The organism is Nocardioides sp. (assembly GCF_016462705.1).
GTDB lineage: Bacteria > Actinomycetota > Actinomycetes > Propionibacteriales > Nocardioidaceae > Nocardioides.
On sequence record NZ_JAEMSS010000077.1, the window covers coordinates 1 to 19,456 of the forward strand.

The window sequence follows — 19,456 nt, forward strand, 5'->3', positions numbered from 1 at the left end:
CATGCGCGGGCACCACCACCGTCTGCGGGTGGTGGGCCGGTCGGGACTTGGCGTGTGGATCCCATGCACCTGGTGGGTGCAGATCGCACGCTAGTGGGACTCGCAGGCGTGGCCGGGAACCGCTCGCGACACAGTTCGCGTTGCCCGGGTCGCGGCTGAGCCTGGAGCTGTGGCTGCCTGGGCTGAACTGCGTCGCGAGCACGAAGTTGGCGGCCGCGCATGCGGCGGCGCGGGCGGAGCCCGCGTCGTTGAGCGCGCCGCCTACCAGCCCGGTAGGGACCCGCGGTCAAGGACGGCCGAAGGCCGCCGCGAAGCGGTGCGAAGCATCCTTGACGGCGGGAGCCGGGCTGGTACGCGCGCGGCCGCCACCCCAGCACCAGGACCGGGCCACCCCAGCACCAGGAACGGGCCACCGCATCACGGGGTCAGGTCCCCAGCCACCGCGTACGAGGCCTCGAGACGGCGCTGGCGCGCTCTCCCGCAGCAAAGCGCCACCCTCCCTTGCAACCGTGACAGTGAAACTGTCACAGTGGGTGGGTGCAGCTCTCCTACCCCCTCCAGTACGACGGCAACCCGCGCGCCACCGCAGACCAGGTGGTCGAGCTCGAGAAGGCGGGCCTCGACATGGTCTGGGTCGCCGAGGCCTACGGCTTCGACTCGCCCACGCTGATGGGCTACCTGGCCGCCAAGACCGAGCGGCTCGAGATCGCCGCGGGCATCATCAACGTCTTCTCCCGGACCCCCGGCGCGATCCTCCAGACCGCCGCCGGCCTCGACAACGTCTCCGCGGGCCGGGCGGTGCTCGGGCTCGGGGCCTCCGGGCCGCAGGTCATCGAGGGCTTCCACGGGATGCCCTACGACAAGCCGCTCGGCCGGACCCGCGAGGTCATCCGGCTGGTCCGGTCCGGTCTCAAGCGCGAGCCGTTGGAGTCGCACACCTCGTTCTTCGACATCCCCCTCTCGGAGGGCAAGGGCCTCGGCCTGGGCAAGCCCCTCAAGATCCTCACCAGGCCCGAGCGCGACACCATCCCGATCTGGATCGCCTCGCTGGGCGACAAGAACGTCGAGATGACCGCCGAGCTCGCCGACGGCTGGCTGCCGATCATGTTCGTCCCGGAGAAGGCCCGTGACGTGTGGGGTGACGCCCTCGACGCCGGTGCCGCCAAGCGCCCCGCGGAGCTCGGTCCCCTGCAGATCAGCGCGGGCGGGATGCTCGCCGTCGGCGACGACGTCACGGGGCTGCTCGACTTCCTGCGCCCGATGTACGCCCTCTACGTCGGCGGGATGGGCGCCCGGGGCAAGAACTTCTACAACGAGCTCGCCTGCCAGTACGGCTACGAGAAGGAGGCCAAGGAGATCCAGGACCTCTACCTCGACGGCAAGAAGAAGGAGGCCGAGGCGCTGGTCCCGATGGAGTGGATCGAGCAGAGCAACCTGGTCGGCCCCGCGTCGTACGTCAAGGAGCGGATCGCCGCCTTCGAGGAGGCCGGGGTCAGCCACCTCTCGATCGTCCCGGTCGGCGACGACCCCGCGGGCCTGGTCGGACAGGTCAAGGACTGGGTGTCGTGAGACTCGGCGTGCGCGTGGCGAGGCGGGGCCGGTTCGACAACCTCGCCGAGATCCGCACGCTCGACCCGTACGACGACGCGGACCGCGACCGGATCGTCACGCTCACCGGGCGCCACGACTTCCCGTGGGACCTCGACCAGGGCACGGCGATCGCGTTCCTGCGCGACTACGGCGTCCCGTCGATCGCCCGGCTGCTGGACCGCACCAAGCAGTTCGAGGGCGACGGCATCAAGCGGTACGACGACACGCTGATCTTCCAGGAGGAGGCGATCGCCGACGGCATCGACTCCCCGCGCGCCAAGGCGGCCACCGAGCGGCTCAACCGGATCCACGGGCACTACGCCATCCCCAACCACGAGTTCCAGTACGTCCTGGCCACCACCCTGGTCGGCCCGGTGCGCTGGATCGAGAAGTACGGGTGGCGGCGGCTCGACCCCGTCGAGCTCGTCGCCCTCACCCGCTTCACCACCAGGTTCGGCGAGCTGATGAACATCACCGGGCTGCCCGACACCTACGACGGCTACCTCCGGCTGCTGGTCGACTACGAGCGCGAGCACTTCGCCCACGACCCGGCCAACACCCGGGTCACCGAGGCCACGATCCGGATCGGCCGGCAGACCGCCCCGTGGTACCTGCGCCTCGGCTTCCGCCGGGTCACCATCGCCCTCATGGACGAGCCGCTCCGCGAGGCGCTCGGCATGCCGAGGCAGCCGCGGGCGCTGGTCGCCGGCGTCGACCTCGGGCTGCGCGCCCGCGCCCGGGTGCTCCGCCACCTCGCCACGCCACGCACCGCGCCGTACGAGCGGGTCCACCCGACCTACCCCGACGGCTACCGGCTCGACCAGGTCGGCCCGAGCAAGATGCTCGACGAGCTCAACAAGCAGCAGACCACCCAGCAGACCACCCAGCAGACCACCCAGCAGTCCGACACCAAGGAGCACTCCGTTGCCTGACCGTCCCTCGATCTACGAGCAGGAGCACGAGGACTTCCGCAGGACCGCCCGCGCCTTCATGGAGAAGGAGGTCGTCCCCCACCACGAGCAGTGGGAGAAGGACGGCCAGGTGAGCCGCGAGGTCTGGCTCAAGGCCGGCGAGACGGGACTCCTGTGCTTCGACGTCGACGAGGAGTACGGCGGCGCCGGCATCAAGGACTTCCGCTACAACATGGTCCTGATCGAGGAGGTCACCCGGGCCGGGGCGAGCGGGCTCGGGTTCCCGGTGCACAACGACGTGATCGTCCCCTACATCAGCCACCTGGGCACCCCCGAGCAGAAGCAGCGCTGGCTCCCCGGCCTGGTCAGCGGCGAGCTGATCTCGGCGATCGCGATGACCGAGCCCGGCGCCGGCTCGGACCTCCAGGGCATCCGGACCAGCGCGGTCGACAAGGGCGACCACTACGTCCTCAACGGGTCCAAGACCTTCATCAGCAACGGGATCATGAGCGACCTGGTCGTCGTGGTCGCCCGCACCAACCCCGACGCCGGCCACCAGGGCATCAGCCTGCTCGTGGTCGAGCGCGGGATGGAGGGCTTCGAGCGCGGCCGCAACCTCGACAAGGTCGGCCTCAAGGCCCAGGACACCGCCGAGCTGTTCTTCGACAACGTCGTGGTGCCCAAGGAGAACCTGCTCGGCGCCGAGGGCTCCGGTTTCATCTCGCTGATGGAGAACCTCCCGCAGGAGCGGGTGTCCATCGCGGCGATCGCCGTGGCGGCGTGCGAGCACGTGCTCGACCTCTGCCTGGCCTACGCCAAGGAGCGCCAGGCCTTCGGCAAGCCGATCGGGTCCTTCCAGCACAACCGCTTCCTGCTCGCCGAGATGGCGACCGAGGTCCACATCGCCCGGGTGTTCGTCAACGACTGCGTGACCAAGCTGAACGCCGGTGAGGTCGACACCTCGCTGGCCTCGATGGCGAAGTGGTGGACCACGGAGCTCCAGACCAAGCTCGTCGACCGCGGCGTCCAGCTCTTCGGCGGCTACGGCTACATGCTCGAGTACCCGATCGCCAAGGCGTTCCTCGACAGCCGGATCCAGACCATCTACGGCGGCACGACCGAGATCCAGAAGGAGATCATCGGGAGGATGCTCGGCGTCTGACTAGGGCCATCTGCCGTGGCATTGCGGCCAGGGGTCTAGACCAGGGATCGCGCTGTCACAGTCCGGTCTCGCATGGTGTCGATGAGTTGGCCGGAGTCGTCCGGTCAGTCCGGGCATCTCGGGGAAAACCCCGATGCCGACTGTCCCCGCCTTCTGATGGAGTGACCCCATGCATCGACAGATCGCTGGCAAGCTGACCGGACGCGTGACCAAGTGGCTCGTGCTGCTCGCCTGGCTCGTGCTCTTCGCCGTCCTCGGTTCGCTGAGCTCCAAGCTGATCGACGTCCAGGACAACGAGGCCTCCTCCTGGCTCCCCGGGTCGGCCGAGTCGACCAAGGTCCTCGACGAGATCTCCGAGACGGTCGACCCCAACGACATCCCCACCCTCGTGGTCTACAGCCGTGAGGGCGGACTCACCGAGTCCGACCTGGCCGCCATCGAGGAGCAGGGCCAGGAGCTCGCGCAGGTCGAGGGCGTGACCGATGACGGGGTGCTGACCCCTGCCGCGGCGGCCCAGATCCCCGACCTGCCGTTCCAGCTCCTCTCCGAGGACGGCGAGGTCGCGATCAGCTCGTTCGTCCTCAACTTCGGCGACGAGGGCTGGAACGCCATCCCCGACGCCGCCGACGAGATTCGCGACATCGCCGACATCGACGGAGTCGAGGTGCACCTCGCCGGGTTCGGCGGCCAGGCGGCCGACTCCGCCGAGGCGTTCGAGGGCATCGACACGACCCTGATCATGATCACCCTGCTCGTCGTCATCGTGATCCTGCTGTTCACCTACCGCAGCCCGATCCTGTGGCTGCTGCCGATCTTCAGCGTCGTCGTCGCCTACTCGGTGTCCGGCGGTGTCGTCTACCTGCTCGCCAAGAACGCCGGCCTGACCGTCAACGGCCAGAGCCAGGCCATTCTCGGCATCCTGGTGATCGGCGCCGGCACCGACTACGCGCTGCTCCTGGTGGCCCGCTACCGGGAGGAGCTGCGCCGGCACGACGATCGGCACGAGGCGATGGCCTTCGCGCTGCACCGCGCGGCGCCGGCCCTCTTCGCGAGCGCGGCGACCGTGGCCGTCGGCATGCTGTGCCTGTCCTTCGCCGAGCTCAACTCGACCGCGGGCCTGGGCCCGGTCAACGCCATCGGCATCGCGGTCACCTGCCTGGTCATGCTGACGCTGCTGCCGGCCCTTCTCGTCATCTTCGGCCGGTGGATGTTCTGGCCCAAGCGGCCGGCGTTCGGCTCCCGCGAGCCCAACACCACCGGCTTCTGGGCCCGGATCGGCGACCGGATGGCCACGGGTCCGCGGAAGGTCTGGGTCGTGACCGCCGTCCTGCTCGCCGTCGCCTCGCTCGGGCTGCTCGCCCTGGACGCGGACGGCCTGTCGACGGAGGACACCTACACCAAAGAGTTCGACTCCATCAAGGGCCAGAAGGTGCTCGTGGAGCACGGCCTGCAGGACAACTCCAACACCGCGCAGATCGTGGCCGACACCGACCAGCTCGACGCGGTGCAGGAGGCGATCGCGGGTGTCGACGGCCTCGGCGCGCCGACGCCTGCACAGGAGATCGGCAACGGCCGGTCCTACTTCGAGGCCACGATCAGCGAGGACATCTCCTCGACGGCAGCCTTCGACATCGTGGAGGCCACCCGGGACGCGGTGCACGACGTCGACGGGGCGGACGCCCTCGTCGGTGGTGGATCGGCGTTCTACCTCGACACCAAGGTCGCCTCGATCCGGGACAACAAGGTGATCATCCCGATCGTGCTGGTCGTGGTGTTCCTGATCCTGGTCGGGCTGCTCCGAGCCCTGGTCGCGCCGCTGCTGCTGATGGGGACGGTCATCCTGTCGTTCGGAGCGGCCCTCGGCCTGTCCTCGCTCTTGTTCGAGTACGTCTTCGGCTTCGCCGGGGCCGACCCAGGCTTCCCGCTGTTCGCCTTCGTCTTCCTGGTGGCACTGGGGATCGACTACAACATCTTCCTGATGACCCGGGTCCGCGAGGAGACGGCCAACTTCGGCACTCGCAAGGGCTCGCTGATCGCCCTGGGCTCCACCGGTGGGGTGATCACCTCGGCGGGGGTCGTGCTGGCCGCGACCTTCCTGGTGCTGGGGTCGCTCCCGCTGGTGTTCCTGGCCGAGCTGGGCGTGGCCGTGGCACTGGGCGTGCTGCTCGACACCATGATCGTCCGGTCGGTGCTGGTCACCGCGCTCAACCTCGACCTGGGCGGCAAGATCTGGTGGCCGTCCAACCTCGACCGCAACGGTCACACGGTGGATCCCGGGCCGTCGACGTCGGCGAAGGAGCCTGCGTCGGTCTGACCGAGGCTTGGAACACGTTCCACCCAGCGGGCCGGGGAATCCCCCCGGCCCGCTCCTCGTTACCGTGACCACGATGGTCAGCGACACCGGGGTGACACCCCAGCAGGTCCGCCGGGCGCTGGCCCGCGCGGAGCGGGGCGCCGCGCTCGACGTCGCCGAGGCGACCGCCCTCCTGGCGGCCACCGGCGCCGATCTCGACCGGTTGACCGCCGCGGCCGCGCAGGTCCGCGACGCCGGTCTGGTCGCGGCCGGCCGGCGGGTCGACGGGCGGGGCGTGGTGACGTACTCGCCCAAGGTCTTCATCCCGGTGACCAAGCTGTGCCGGGACCGGTGCCACTACTGCACCTTCGTCGAGACCCCGGGCCAGGCCGCGCGCGAGGGCCGCGAGCCCTACCTCTCGCCCGACGAGATCCTGGACATCGCCCGGCAGGGCGCCGCACTGGGCTGCCTGGAGGCGCTGTTCACCCTCGGCGACCGGCCCGAGGACCGCTGGCCCGAGGCTCGGCAGTGGCTCGACGAGAAGGGCTACGACTCGACCCTGGCCTACGTCCGGGCGATGGCGATCCGGGTGCTGGAGGAGACCGGCCTGCTCCCCCACCTCAACCCCGGCGTCATGTCGTGGGAGGAGATGAACCGGCTCAAGCCGGTCTCGCCCTCGATGGGGATGATGCTCGAGACCACCTCGCGGCGGCTCTACGAGACCAAGGGCGAGGCGCACTTCGGCTCCCCGGACAAGGACCCGGAGGTCCGGCTGCGGGTGCTCGAGGACGCCGGCCGGCTGTCGATCCCGTTCACCACCGGGATCCTGGTCGGCATCGGCGAGACGCTCGAGGAACGCGCCGAGACGATCTTCGCGCTGCGTGCCACCGCGCGCCGCTACTCGGCGGTGCAGGAGGTCATCGTCCAGAACTTCCGGGCGAAGCCGGATACCGCGATGCGCCACTCCGACGACCTGGACCTGGACGAGTACCGCGCGGCGATCGCGGTCACCCGGCTGGTGCTCGGACCCAAGACACGCGTCCAGGCGCCACCCAACCTGGTCGACCTGGCCGAGTGCCGGGCCCTGCTCGAGGCCGGCGTCGACGACTGGGGCGGGGTCTCCCCGCTGACCCCGGACCACGTCAACCCCGAGCGGCCCTGGCCCTCGCTGGAGCGGCTGCGGGCGATCACCGCCGAGTGCGGCTTCGAGCTGGCCGCCCGGCTGACGGTCCACCCCGAGTACGTCCGCCAGGGCGAGCCCTGGCTCGACCCGAGGATCTCCGCCCACGTCGCCGCGCTGGCGAGCGACGACGGGCTCGCCCGGCCCGGCGTACGCCCCACCGGTCTGCCGTGGCAGGAGCCCGACGGCGGCTTCGCCTCTGTCGGCCGGACGGACCTCTTCGCCGCCGTCGACAGCGAAGGCCGTACCGACGACCGCCGGTCCGACTTCGCCGACGTCTACGGCGACTGGGACTCGGTCCAGGAGGCCGCCGACGGGATAGTGCCGGACGTTCGGCACGCCGACCCGCGGCCCGGGCGTGCCGACAGTCAGGGACTGTCCGCGCTGCAGGCCGCCGAGAAGGACCCCGGCAACCTGTCCGACGAGCACGCGCTGACGCTGATGACGGCCGAGGGCGAGCTGCTGGAGCAGGTGGTCCGGCTGGCCGACGACCTGCGCCGGGAGACCGTCGGGGACGACGTCACCTACGTCGTCAACCGCAACATCAACTTCACCAACGTCTGCTACGTCGGCTGCCGGTTCTGCGCGTTCGCCCAGCGGCGGACCGACGCGGACGCCTACTCGCTGTCCCTCGACGAGGTCGCCGACCGCGCCCAGGAGGCCTGGGACCTCGGCGCGACCGAGGTCTGCATGCAGGGCGGGATCGACCCCGAGCTGCCCGCCACCGCCTACTTCGACCTGGTGACCGCCGTGAAGGCACGGGTCCCGGAGATGCATGTCCACGCGTTCAGCCCGATGGAAGTCGTCAACGGCACGGCCCGCACCGGGCTCTCGATCGAGGACTTCCTGATCAAGGCCCGCGAGGCCGGGCTCGGGTCCCTGCCGGGGACCGCCGCGGAGATCCTCGACGACGAGGTCCGCTGGATCCTGACCAAGGGCAAGCTCCCGACCCGTACCTGGGTCGAGGTCGTCACGACCGCCCACCAGGTCGGCATCCCGACCACGAGCACGATGATGTACGGCCACGTCGACAACCCCCGCCACTGGGTGAGCCACCTGCGTGTCCTCAGCCGAGTCCAGGACACTGCGCTGGAACGAGGGGTCGGCGGGTTCACCGAGTTCGTGCCGCTGCCGTTCGTCCACACCAGCGCGCCGATCTACCTCGCCGGCGTCGCCCGGCCCGGACCGACAATGCGCGACAACCTCGCGGTGCACGCGATGGCCCGGATCCTGCTGCACGGCCGCATCCCCAACATCCAGACCAGCTGGGTCAAGCTCGGCGTCGACGGCACCCGGGCGATGCTCCGGGCCGGTGCCAACGACGTCGGCGGCACCCTCATGGAGGAGACGATCTCCCGGATGGCCGGCTCGGAGCACGGCTCGGCCAAGACCGTCGCCGAGCTCGTCGAGATCGGTGCCGGCATCGGCCGGCCGGTGCGCGAGCGCACCACGTTGTACGGCGCGCGGTAGTCGGCTCGAGACCGGTCCCGGCCAACGCTGCGGGTCGCGGTCGCTGCTCGACCACCAGTGCTGGCACCTCTGCTCGTGCCTCGCAGAGCCGCAGCGGTAACGAATCGGTGACAGGACGTAAGGCCCATTTACATGACCGTCATCACACCATATGTTGTCTCGAACAACTTATGCCGGGGTGGTTGCCGGCACCGGAAGCACAGGAGGCGGTTCGCGTGCAGCGCAAATTCAGCTTGGCCGTGGTGGGGATGCTGGGGTTCGCCCTGACGCTCACCGCGTGTGGTGACGACGAGGACGGCGGCGGCTCCGACAACGGCGACGGTGGCGACACCGGCACCAGCGTCGAGGGCAAGGTCGGCGTCATCCTTCCCGACACCGAGTCCTCGGTCCGCTGGGAGTCCGCGGACCGCCCGGAGCTCGAGAAGGCCTTCGAGGCCGCCGGTGTCGAGTACACAATCCAGAACGCCGAGGGCGACGCCGAGAAGATGGGCACCATCGCCGACGGCATGATCGCCGACGGCGTGACCGTCCTCGCGATCGTCAACCTCGACTCCGAGTCGGGCGCCGCGATCCAGGAGGAGGCGGCCGCACAGGGCGTCAAGACGATCGACTACGACCGGCTGACCCTCGGTGGTTCGGCGGACTACTACGTGTCGTTCGACAACACAGTCGTCGGTGAGCTGCAGGGCCAGGGTCTCGCGGACTGCCTCGGCGACAAGCCAGCCAACATCGTCTACCTCAACGGCTCGCCGACCGACAACAACGCGACGTTGTTCTCGGCTGGTGCGCACAGCGTCCTCGACCCGATCACGAGCTACACCGTGGTCGGTGAGCAGGCGGTCCCGGACTGGGACAACGAGCAGGCCGTGACCATCTTCGAGCAGCTCTTCACCCAGGCCGACGGCAAGGTCGACGGCGTGCTCGCCGCGAACGACGGCCTCGGCGGCTCGGTCATCTCGGTCCTCGAGGAGAACGGTCTCGCCGGCCAGGTGCCGGTGACCGGTCAGGACGCGACGGTCGAGGGCCTGCAGAACGTCCTCGCCGGCACCCAGTGCATGACGGTCTACAAGTCCGCCAAGCTCGAGGCCGGAGCGCTCGCCGACGCGGCGATCGCGCTGGTCAACGGCGAGGAGGCCGAGACCACCGGCACGACCGAGGACAGCGAGGGCGGGCGCGACGTCCCGTCGATCCTGCTGGAGCCGGTCTCGATCACCAAGGACAACGTCAAGGACGTGATCGACGACGGTGGCCAGACCGCTGCGGACGTGTGCACGGGCGAGTACGCCGCCCTGTGTGCCGAGGCCGGGATCTCCTGACCGTAGGAGACTGACCGCAGATCGAACGCAGATAACGCGGGGCGCCCGGGTCGGGGATCCACCCGGCCCGGGCGCCTTTCGTTCATCCGAACAACCAAATCCCGGCCACAAGGAGTCCCGATGAGCCAGCCCCTCCTCGAGCTGCGCGGAATCAACAAGAGCTTCGGCGTCGTGCACGTCCTCCACGACGTCGACTTCGCCGTCTACCCAGGTCAGGTGACCGCGCTGGTCGGCGACAACGGCGCCGGCAAGTCCACCCTGGTCAAGATCATCGCCGGCATCTACGGCCGCGACACCGGTGACTACTACTTCGACGGCCAGCCGGTCGAGGTCCACGGCCCGCGGGACGTCGCGGCGCTCGGCGTCGAGGTCGTCTACCAGGACCTCGCGCTGTGCGACAACCTCGACATCGTCCAGAACATGTTCCTGGGCCGCGAGCAGCTGCGCCGCGGCACCCTCGACGAGCCGGACATGGAGTCCCGGGCCCGGGAGACGCTGACGTCCTTGTCGGTCCGCACCGTCAACTCGGTGCGGCAGACCGTGGCCAGCCTCTCCGGTGGGCAACGCCAGACCGTGGCGATCGCCAAGGCCGTCCTCTGGAACTCCAAGATCGTGCTGCTCGACGAGCCCACCGCCGCCCTCGGTGTCGCGCAGACCCGTCAGGTCCTCGACCTGGTGCGTCGGCTCGCCGACCGCGGCCTCGGGGTCGTCCTGATCTCCCACAACATGACCGACGTCTTCGAGGTCGCCGACCGGATCACGGCGCTCTACCTCGGACGGGTGGCCGCCGACGTCCCTGCCAAGGACCTGACCCACGGCCAGGTCGTCGAGCTGATCACGGCCGGCCGCTCCGGCGAGCTCGGCATCTCCGAGAACCCCGCCACCGCGAGCGTCTGAGAGGGAACGACATGACCGTCGAGACCAACGACCAGCCGGACGCCGGGGGCGCGACCACCGCCGTCAGCGCCTTCTCCGGCGATGCCGTGCACACCGTCTCCCTGGGCGGGGCCTTCCAGGCCTACGTCGCCCGCGTCCGCGGCGGCGACATGGGATCACTGCCGGCGATCCTCGGCCTGGTGGTGCTGATGATCTTCTTCAGCTTCGCCAGCGACACCTTCACCACCAACCTCAACCTGGCGAACCTGGTCACCCAGGCCGGCCCGATCTGCGTCCTCGCACTCGGCCTCGTGCCGGTCCTGCTCCTCGGCGAGATCGACCTGTCCGCCGGTGTGGCAGGGAGCACCGGCGCCATGGCGGCCGGCCTGCTGATGGTCGACCACGGGCAGAGCTGGCCGGTGGCGACGGTCGGAGCCCTGGTCGTCGGCATCGTGATCGGCCTGGTCATCGGGCTCCTCGTCGCCCGGCTCGGCATCCCGTCGTTCGTGGTGACCCTGGCCTTCTTCCTGGGCCTCCAGGGCGTGATGCTCAAGTTCATCGGCCAGGGCGGCTCGGTGCGGTTCAGCGACCAGCCCCTGCGCGACCTGGCGATCAAGAACCTCGACCCGGTCGTCGGCCTGGTCGGCGCGGCCGTCATCGTGGCGGCGTTCGCCCTGCTGTCGCTGCGCACCTACCGGACCCAGGTCACCCAGGGGCTGCAGCACCCCCCGCTGAGCCTGGTGCTCCTGCGCATCGGCGTGATGGCCGTCGTCCTGCTCGGCCTGGTCCTGTTCATGAACCAGAACCGCAGCCGCAACCCCAACTTCCCGATCGAGGGCGTGCCGCGGATGCTCATCGTGGTGATGGCACTCCTGATCCTGTGGACCTTCATCCTGACCCGCACCCGCTACGGCCGGCACCTCTACGCCGTCGGGGGCAATGCCGAGGCTGCCCGCCGGGCCGGCATCAACGTGACCCGGATCCGCACCTCCGCCTTCATCGCCTGCACGACGATGGCGGTGATCAGCGGCCTCCTGCTGGCGGCCAACACCGGGAAGATCTCACCCGGATCCGGTGGCGGCAACACCCTCCTCTACGCGGTGGGCGCGGCAGTCATCGGTGGGACCAGCCTGTTCGGCGGCAAGGGCCGCGCCATCGACGCCATCGTCGGCGGCCTGGTCATCGCGACGATCACCAACGGCCTCGGCCTGCTCAACCAGGCGAGCTGGATCAACTCCGTCGTGACCGGTGGCGTCCTCCTCCTCGCCGCGAGCGTCGACGCGATCTCGCGCCGCCGCCGTTCCGCGGCCGGGGTCTAGGCCGAGCGCCGGGAGCCCGATGGCCACCGACCGACGCGCGGGCACAGGCACCAACCAGGAAGCCGTCCGCCGCCACAACCTGGGCACCCTGCTCCGGCACGTCCACCGTGCCGAGCAGGTGTCCCGGGCCGAGCTCACCAGCGTCATGGGGCTCAACCGCAGCACCATCGCCGGCCTGGTCGGTGAGCTGGAGTCGCTGGGCGTCATCGAGCGGGGCGTGCCTGCCGGCGGTCGGCGGGGCGCCGGCCGTCCCTCGGCCGGGGTGGCCCTGACCGACCAGGGACCGTACGTGATCGCGGTCGACCTCGGCGTCGACCGGGTGTCGGTGGCTCGGATCGGGCTGGGTGGCACCGTCCAGCAGCGCAACCGGGCGCCGATCGAGGGCGTCGCCGAGGCCTGGCAGGTCGGGTCCTCCGTGGCGACGCTGATCCGCGGCGTCGTCGAGGACGCACCAGCCTCGGCACCGCTGGTCGGCATCGGGATCAGCGTCCCGGGTCTCATCCGGCGCAGCGACGGCCTGGTGCGGCTGGCTCCCAACCTGGAGTGGCACGACGTCTCGTTCGGCTCGATCGTCCTCGCCGCCCTGGGCCTCGACGTCCCCATCTCGCTCGCCAACGACGCCGACCTCGGTGCCCTCGCCGAGCACGAGCGCGGGGTCGGGGTGGGAGTGGACGACCTGATCTACGTGTCCGGCAACGTCGGCGTCGGCGCCGGGGTCATCTCCGCGGGGCGCCGGCTCGAGGGCGCCGGAGGCTACGCCGGCGAGGTCGGCCACCTGCGCTTCAACCCGGCCGGCAAGCCGTGCCACTGCGGCAACCGCGGCTGCTGGGAGACCGAGGTCGGGGCGCACGCCATCGCCGCCGCGATCCGCTGCCCCGAGGACAAGGTGCCCCAGCTGGGCGAGGTCCTGGACAGCTTCACCGAGCCGACCAAGGAGCTCCGGGTCATCGGCGGGCACCTCGGCTCGGGTCTGGCCAGCATCGTCAACGCCTTCAACCCGCAGATGGTCGTGCTCGGCGGCTACTTCCGCGCGCTCTACACACTCGTCGGAGCCGAGGTCAACCGCGGCCTGGCCGAGCGGGCCCTCCCGGCTCCTCTCGAGTCGGTGACCCTGTCGCTGCCCGGTCTCGCTGACGACTCGGTGCTGTTCGGAGCGGCCGAGATCGCCTTCGAGCCGCTCTTCGTCGACCCGGTCGCCGCCCTGGGCACCGCACTGGTCGACGTACGGTCCCGGCTGGCCGGTTGAGGCGGGCATCGGCGGCGGGAGCTTCACCGGCTGGCCGGTGAAGCTCATCCGGCCAGGTCGAGCTCCCCCGCGAACAGGTCCCCGAAGGACCACTCGGCGGCACCCAGCGCGGCCGCCTGGATGCCGAGCGCGCCGGGCCGGAGGTCGGGCCGGCGCTGGACGTCCGACACCAGCCGTTCGTCGAGCGTCCTGCGGGCCGGCTCGAGGACCAGGTCGCCGAGCGGCACGAAGTAGCCGCCCAGCACCACGACGGCCGGGTCGAGCACGGTGGCCAGCACGGTGAGGCCGAGCCCCACGTCGTGACCGAGTCGGGCGAGCCCCGCCCGGACCCTGGCATCGGCCAGGGCCCTGGTCGCGACCGCCCGCGAGGTGTCCAGCGGGGTGGCCAGCTCGCTCATGCCCACCGCGTCGAGCATGGCGTGCAGGCCGATCGACGCCTCCCAGCAGCCTCGCCGGCCGCAACCGCAGAGCGCCTCCGGGTCCCCCACCGGCATGTGCCCGACCTCGCCGGCGAAACCCGTGGCCCCGCGGACCAGCTGGCCGCCCTCCACGATGCCCGCCCCGATGCCGACGGTGCCGGTCAGGTAGAGCACGTGCTGGCTGTCGGTCGCGGCACCGTGGTGCGTCTCGGCGTACGCCGCGCAGTTGGCGTCGTTGCTGACCCGGATCCGGCAGCGCCCGCCCAGCACGCGGTCGAGCCGCTGGACCAACGACTCCCCCCGCAGCGAGACGTTGGGCGCCCACGCGACGGTGCGGTTGTCGCCGCGGACCAGCCCGGGGACGGCCAGCGTCGCGCCGACCAGCACCCGGCCGGCCAGGGCCGGCACGACGACCTCCTCCACGAGGTCGAGGAGGGCCTGCTCGCGGCCGAGGACCTCGATCGGCGTCGGGCGGGTCTCGACCAGCCGGATCTCACCAGCCAGGTCGAGGACGACGGCGGCGACGTAGTCGACGTTGATCTCGAGGCCCAGGGCGAGGAACCGGTCCCCCCGGAGCGCGACCGGCCGGCCCGGCCGTCCCCGCGCCCCGGAGCGGGACTCCTCCTCGACCACGGCCCGGGCGCCCTCGAGGTCCGCCACGATCACGCCGACGGTCGCCTTGGCGAGCCCGGTGCGCTGGGCGAGCTCGGTCCGGGTGGCCGGGCCTTCCCGGCGCAGGCTGCGCAGCACCAGCGAGACGTTCTGCCGCCGGAGCCGCTCGGTGCTGGCGGGCTCGGCCTGGACCTGCGAGACCACGGCCGCTCAGCGCACGCCGTAGAGGTGCTCGAGGGCGAGCTGGTCGAGACGCTCGGTCGCGGCGCCGTGCGCGGCGAGCGCCTCGGGGTCCGGCAGCGGCCAGTCGAGCAGCTGCTGCCAGCCCTCGCCGGCGTCGAGCGTCGGCTGGGCGAGCTCGGGCAGCCGGGCCGCCTCCAGGGCCGCGTGCACCTCGGGGTCGGCGCGGAACGCCTGCACCTTCTCCCGCAGGATCAGGTAGTTGCGCATGTTGGCCGCGGCGCTGACCCAGACGCCCTCCTCGTCCTCGACCCGGGCGGGCTTGTAGTCGAAGTGCACCGGGCCGTCGTAGCCCCCCGACAGGAGCGTGTCGACCACCCAGAAGGCGCCCCGCACGTTGCCGGCCCCGAAGCGCAGGTCCTGGTCGAACTTCGGGCCGTTCTGGCCGTTGAGGTCGATGTGGAACAGCTTGCCGGACCAGAGCGCCTGCGCGTAGCCGGCGGCGGCGTTCATCCCGGCCATCTCCTCGTGACCGATCTCGGGGTTGACACCCACCATCTCCGGCCGCTCGAGCTCGTTGATGAAGGCGAGCGCGTGGCCGATCGTCGGCAGCAGGATGTCGCCGCGCGGCTCGTTGGGCTTCGGCTCGATCGCGAAGCGGAGGTCGTAGTCGTGGTCGACGACGTACTCGCTGAGGATGTCGAAGGCCTCCTTCATCCGGTCCAGCGCCACGGCGGTGTCCTGCGATGCGCCGTACTCGGCGCCTTCGCGGCCACCCCACGCGACGTAGACGCGGGCACCGAGGTCGGCGGCGAGGTCGATGTTGCGCATCACCTTGCGCAGCGCGAACCGGCGGATCTCGCGGTTGTTGTTGGTGAAGGCGCCGGCCTTGAACACCGGGTGGCTGAACAGGTTGGTCGTCGCGGTGGTGACCACCAGGCCGGTGTCGGCCAGGCCCTTCTTGAACCGGTCGATGATCCGGTCGCGGGTGGCGTCGTCGCTGCCGAAGGGGATGACGTCGTCGTCGTGGAAGTTGACGCCGTAGGCGCCGAGCTCGGCGAGCTTCTCCAGGGCGTGGACGGTGTCCATGGGCGGCCTGGTCGCGCCACCGAACGGGTCGACGCCCTGCCAGCCGACGGTCCACATGCCGAAGGAGAACTTGTCCTCGGGGGTGGGAGTGGGAATCTCGATGGTCATCTGCGTGCCTCTCGTGAGGGTGTTGCGGGTCGGACTGGAAGGTCTGCTCGAAGGTGCGTGCTCGGAGGTGCGTGCTCAGGGGTGCCAGGACTCGGTGCGGTCGCGCAGCTCGGTGTAGCGCTCGCGGACGCCGGGCGCCGGTGGGGACTCGACGGTCTCGCCGTCGGGCAGCGGCCACGCGGGCGGGTCCGGCTCGCCCGACAGCGCCCAGGCTGCCTGCCGGGCGGCCCCGAGGGCGACGTACTCCCCCGCCGGCAGGAAGGTGACCGGGCGGGCGAGGATCGTGGGGGCCAGGGCGCGCAGGGCCGGGCTGGCCGTCGCCCCGCCGATCATGAGGAGACGGCGCGGTTCCTGTCCGGTGTGGCGGACCAGCTCGTCGACCGCGTCCGCCAACGAGCAGAGCAGCGCCTCGAACGCCGCGCGCGCGAGGTCGGCGCGGGTCGTGGCCGCCGACAGCCCGGTCCAGGTGCCGACCGCGTGCGGACGGTTGGGCGTCCGCTCGCCGCCGTAGTAGGGCAGCAGGGTCACGCCGTTGGCACCGGCCGGCGCGGCCAGGGCGAGCGTGGAGAGCCCGTCGTGGTCGACGCCGAGCAGGGCCGACTGCAGGTCCAGGATGCCGGCGGCGTTCATGGTCACCACCATGGGCAGGAACCCGCCGGTCGCGTTCGCGAACCCGGTGACGACGCCGGTCCCGTCGGCGACCCGGGTGGCGCTCACCGACGAGGCCACGCCGGACGTGCCGACCGAGAGGACCACGTCGCCCGGCTCGAGGGAGAGTCCCAGGGCGGCACCCATGTTGTCGCCGGTGCCGGCGCTCACGAGCGCGCCACCGGCGGTCTCGCCGGCGACCGCGCCCGGCGCCACGACGTGGGGCAGCGCGATCTCGTGGCCGATCGCGGCGGCGGCCAGGTCGGGGCGCCACGCGCCCGTCGCGGTGGAGAAGTAGCCGGTCCCGGAGGCATCGCCACGGTCGGTGAAGGGAGCGGTCCCGTCGACGCAGGCGTGCAGGGAGACGTAGTCGTGGGGCAGGAGCACGTCGGCGACCCGGGCGGCGGCCTCGGGCTCGTGGTCACGCAGCCAGCGGAGCTTGGTGACGGTGAACGACGCCACCAGCACGCTCCCGACGGCCTCGGCGCAGGCCTGGGGCCCACCGTGCTCGGCGATCAGCTCCGCGGCCGCCTCCGCGGACCGGGTGTCGTTCCAGAGCAGCGCGTCCCGGACCGGCTCCCCCGCCTCGTCCCGGGCGACCATGCCGTGCTGCTGGCCGGCGACCCCGAGGGCCCCGGCCCGCGGCAGGAGGCCGCCGGCGCTGGCGTCGAACGCGTCCCGCCAGGCGCGCGGGTCCACCTCGGTGCCGGACGGGTGCGGGGCACTGCGGCGCTCGAGCACCGTGCCGTCCGCCGCGTCGACCAGCAGGGCCTTGGTCGACTGGGTGGACGAGTCCACCCCCAGCACGGTGGTCATGAGCCATAATAAGTACGAGTCCCGAACTAATGTCAACCACCCCTGGTCCCGGGTACCTTGCGGCCGTGACGAACAGTGACCCCGCCGACGGCGAGATCTACGGCGACTACAGCGTCGACGACGAGGACCAGCCGTCCAACCTCGAGGACCTCGGCGACCCGGACGTCGAGGACGAGCTGGACCGCGGCTACTCGCCGCCGGAGCGCTACTCCGCCGGCCAGGGGTTCGGCAACACACCGTACGAGGAGGCGCTCGGGGAGACGCTGGAGCAGCGGATCGCCCAGGAGGACCCGGAGCCGGACCCGTACGTCGACGCCGAGGCGCACGCCGACGACGAGGACCTCGACGACGGTGAGGTCGGCGCCGAGCGCGCCGGGCGCCTGGTGGACCCCGACGAGGGCCTGGGCGAGGACACCGAGAAGGACCTGATCGGCATGGACGTCGGGATCGACGGTGCCGCCGCCTCCGCCGAGGAGGCAGCCGTGCACGTCATCCCCGATGACGACCGCTACTGACCGCTCCTGGCGGCAGGCACACAGTCTTGGCCCGGAGACCCGGGTCTTGGGGGGAGGGAACATCCGCGTACCCCGCGGATGCGAGAGGAGTACGACATGATCATCTTTGCGATCCTGGCCATCATCCTGGCGGTGTTCGGCGTGGTGCGGCTCGTCCAGGGCGACGTCCTGTGGGGGATCGTCCTCATCATCGCGGCCTGCGCTGTCGGGCCCGGCGGGTGGTTCATCTTCGACTGACCCGACGGTCAGGCGACCCGCACGGCCCGCACTAGAACACGTTCTAGTGCGGGCCGTAGCATGTCGCCGTGCGCTTCTCGATCAGCACGGCCTACCTGCCGACCGACCAGCTGGTCGACATCGCCAAGGCGGCCGACGCCCTGGGCTACGACAGCCTGGCCATGCCCGACCACGTCGTCGACCTCGAGACGTTGCGCACGCCGTACCCCTACACGCCCGACGGCAAGCGGCGCTGGGGCTTCGACGCGCACTGGCCGGACCCGTGGGTCATGGCGGGGGCCCTCTCCACGGTGACGGAACGGCTGCGCTTCGTCTCGACCGTCTACGTCCCGGCGGTCCGCAGCCCGTTCCAGGTCGCCAAGTCGGTCGGCACGGCCGCCGTCATCTCGGGCAACCGGGTGGCGCTCGGCGTCGGCATCGGCTGGCAGGAGGACGAGTTCGAGCTGCTCGAGCAGAGCTTCCGGACCCGGGGCAAGCGGACCGACGAGGGCCTGGCCCTGATGAAGGAGCTGTGGCAGCCGGGCTGGACCGAGTTCCACGGGCAGTACTACGACGCCCCGCGGATGGTCATGGAGCCCACCCCGAGTGCGCCGATCCCGATCTACGTCGGCGGGCTCTCCGAGATCGCCTTCGCCCGCGCGGCCAGGCACGACGGCTGGGTCGGCGACATGTACAAGACCGACGAGGCCATCGGCTGGGCCAGGCGCCTGGCCGAGGTGCGGGAGCGGGCCGGCGCCACCGGCGACTTCTCCGTCTTCGTGGCCGTCACCGACGCCTGGCTGCCAGAGCACTTCGCGCGGGCCGAGGAGGGGGGCGTCACCGACTGCATGACGATGCCGTGGATGTACTACTTCGGCGGCGACGCCACGCTGGAGCAGAAGCTCGAGGGGATGACCCGGTTCGCCGAGGAGGTCATCGACCCGTTGGCCGGCAGGAGCTAGCCGACGGTCACCGACTCGCAGCCGTCGAGGACGTCCAGCGGGTCGATCTCGCCGGCGTAGACCACGCGGTCCGCCGAGCCGGGGCCGCAGTGGATGACGTCCACCGCCCCGTCGCTGGTGGCCATCACCCGGTTGTCGCCACCCTCGCCGAACACGACGTCCTTGCCGGGGCCGAGCGTGATGGCGTCGTCGCCGTCGTCGGCGACGACCAGGTCGTCGCCGGCCCCGTCCGAGATCTGGTCGTTGCCCTCGCCGCCGTTGATGTCGTCGTCGCCGGCACCGCCGTCGACCATGTCGTCGTCGTCACCACCCGCCACCTTGTCGTCGCCGTCGCCGCCCTCGAGCCAGTCACCGTCGCCCGTCGTCGTGATGACGTCGTCCCCGGCACCGCCGATCGCGTGGTCGCGCCCGTCGTTGAGGAGCAGCACGTCGTCACCGGGGCCGCCGTCGGCGACGTCGTTGCCGCGCCCGCCGCGGACCTTGTCGTTGCCACCCCCACCGGACGCCCTGTCGTTGCCGGCACCGAGG

Annotated in this window: 16 protein-coding genes; 12 read left to right on the forward strand and 4 right to left on the reverse strand. The window is 71.1% G+C overall.

The features are described from left to right. Positions 1-537 precede the first annotated feature (537 nt). From JHD21_RS11390 to JHD21_RS11430, 9 genes are all read left to right on the forward strand, one after another. Positions 538-1,569 (forward strand): LLM class F420-dependent oxidoreductase, encoded by a 1,032-nt coding sequence (locus JHD21_RS11390; RefSeq protein ID WP_292675000.1) that lies wholly within the window; start codon positions 538-540, stop codon positions 1,567-1,569. After that, complete coding sequence (locus JHD21_RS11395) at positions 1,566-2,522, forward strand: oxygenase MpaB family protein (protein ID WP_292675004.1); 957 nt, start codon at positions 1,566-1,568, stop codon at positions 2,520-2,522. Before JHD21_RS11390 ends, JHD21_RS11395 begins: the two co-directional genes overlap by 4 nt. Then, positions 2,515-3,663 carry an acyl-CoA dehydrogenase family protein gene (locus JHD21_RS11400; protein ID WP_292675007.1) on the forward strand — a complete coding sequence of 383 codons (1,149 nt, stop codon included), beginning with the start codon at positions 2,515-2,517 and terminating at the stop codon, positions 3,661-3,663. Before JHD21_RS11395 ends, JHD21_RS11400 begins: the two co-directional genes overlap by 8 nt. Positions 3,664-3,832: 169 nt before the next feature. Next, entirely contained in the window at positions 3,833-5,977 is a 2,145-nt protein-coding gene (locus JHD21_RS11405) for an MMPL family transporter (protein WP_292675010.1), read from the forward strand. Between the two features lie 73 nt (positions 5,978-6,050). Continuing rightward, entirely contained in the window at positions 6,051-8,606 is a 2,556-nt protein-coding gene (locus JHD21_RS11410; RefSeq protein WP_292675013.1) for a bifunctional FO biosynthesis protein CofGH, read from the forward strand. A gap of 215 nt (positions 8,607-8,821) precedes the next feature. Beyond that, positions 8,822-9,922 carry a substrate-binding domain-containing protein gene (locus tag JHD21_RS11415; protein ID WP_292675016.1) on the forward strand — a complete coding sequence of 367 codons (1,101 nt, stop codon included), beginning with the start codon at positions 8,822-8,824 and terminating at the stop codon, positions 9,920-9,922. Positions 9,923-10,042: 120 nt separating this feature from the next. Next, entirely contained in the window at positions 10,043-10,819 is a 777-nt protein-coding gene (locus JHD21_RS11420; protein WP_292675018.1) for an ATP-binding cassette domain-containing protein, read from the forward strand. An 11-nt stretch (positions 10,820-10,830) separates the two neighbouring features. Next, positions 10,831-12,117 (forward strand): ABC transporter permease, encoded by a 1,287-nt coding sequence (locus JHD21_RS11425; RefSeq protein WP_292675020.1) that lies wholly within the window; start codon positions 10,831-10,833, stop codon positions 12,115-12,117. Positions 12,118-12,136: 19 nt separating this feature from the next. After that, complete coding sequence (locus JHD21_RS11430; protein ID WP_292675023.1) at positions 12,137-13,363, forward strand: ROK family transcriptional regulator; 1,227 nt, start codon at positions 12,137-12,139, stop codon at positions 13,361-13,363. Between the two features lie 44 nt (positions 13,364-13,407). Here JHD21_RS11430 and JHD21_RS11435 read toward each other — a convergent pair whose 3' ends face one another. The 3 genes from JHD21_RS11435 to JHD21_RS11445 form a co-directional block, all read right to left on the reverse strand. Further along, positions 13,408-14,598 carry an ROK family transcriptional regulator gene (locus tag JHD21_RS11435; RefSeq protein ID WP_292675025.1) on the reverse strand — a complete coding sequence of 397 codons (1,191 nt, stop codon included), beginning with the start codon at positions 14,596-14,598 and terminating at the stop codon, positions 13,408-13,410. Between the two features lie 6 nt (positions 14,599-14,604). Continuing rightward, positions 14,605-15,771 (reverse strand): xylose isomerase, encoded by a 1,167-nt coding sequence (gene xylA, locus JHD21_RS11440; protein WP_292675027.1) that lies wholly within the window; start codon positions 15,769-15,771, stop codon positions 14,605-14,607. Positions 15,772-15,846: 75 nt separating this feature from the next. Then, positions 15,847-17,235, reverse strand: coding sequence for an FGGY family carbohydrate kinase (locus JHD21_RS11445; RefSeq protein WP_292675030.1), 1,389 nt, complete (start codon positions 17,233-17,235; stop codon positions 15,847-15,849). Between the two features lie 65 nt (positions 17,236-17,300). Here JHD21_RS11445 and JHD21_RS11450 point away from each other — a divergent pair, with 65 nt between their 5' ends. From JHD21_RS11450 to JHD21_RS11460, 3 genes are all read left to right on the forward strand, one after another. Continuing rightward, positions 17,301-17,750: a DUF5709 domain-containing protein gene (locus JHD21_RS11450; RefSeq protein WP_292675035.1), complete on the forward strand. Its 450-nt coding sequence runs from the start codon at positions 17,301-17,303 to the stop codon at positions 17,748-17,750. 96 nt (positions 17,751-17,846) lie between these two features. Then, a complete protein-coding gene (locus JHD21_RS11455; RefSeq protein WP_292675037.1) occupies positions 17,847-17,987 on the forward strand; it encodes a GPGG-motif small membrane protein in 141 nt (46 codons plus the stop codon). A gap of 68 nt (positions 17,988-18,055) precedes the next feature. Next, positions 18,056-18,928, forward strand: a complete 873-nt coding sequence (locus JHD21_RS11460; protein ID WP_292675039.1) for a TIGR03619 family F420-dependent LLM class oxidoreductase — start codon at positions 18,056-18,058, stop codon at positions 18,926-18,928. Here JHD21_RS11460 and JHD21_RS11465 read toward each other — a convergent pair. Further along, a partial coding sequence (locus JHD21_RS11465) for a calcium-binding protein (RefSeq protein ID WP_292675042.1) occupies positions 18,925-19,456 on the reverse strand: 532 nt, incomplete at its 5' end. The genes JHD21_RS11460 and JHD21_RS11465 overlap by 4 nt on opposite strands.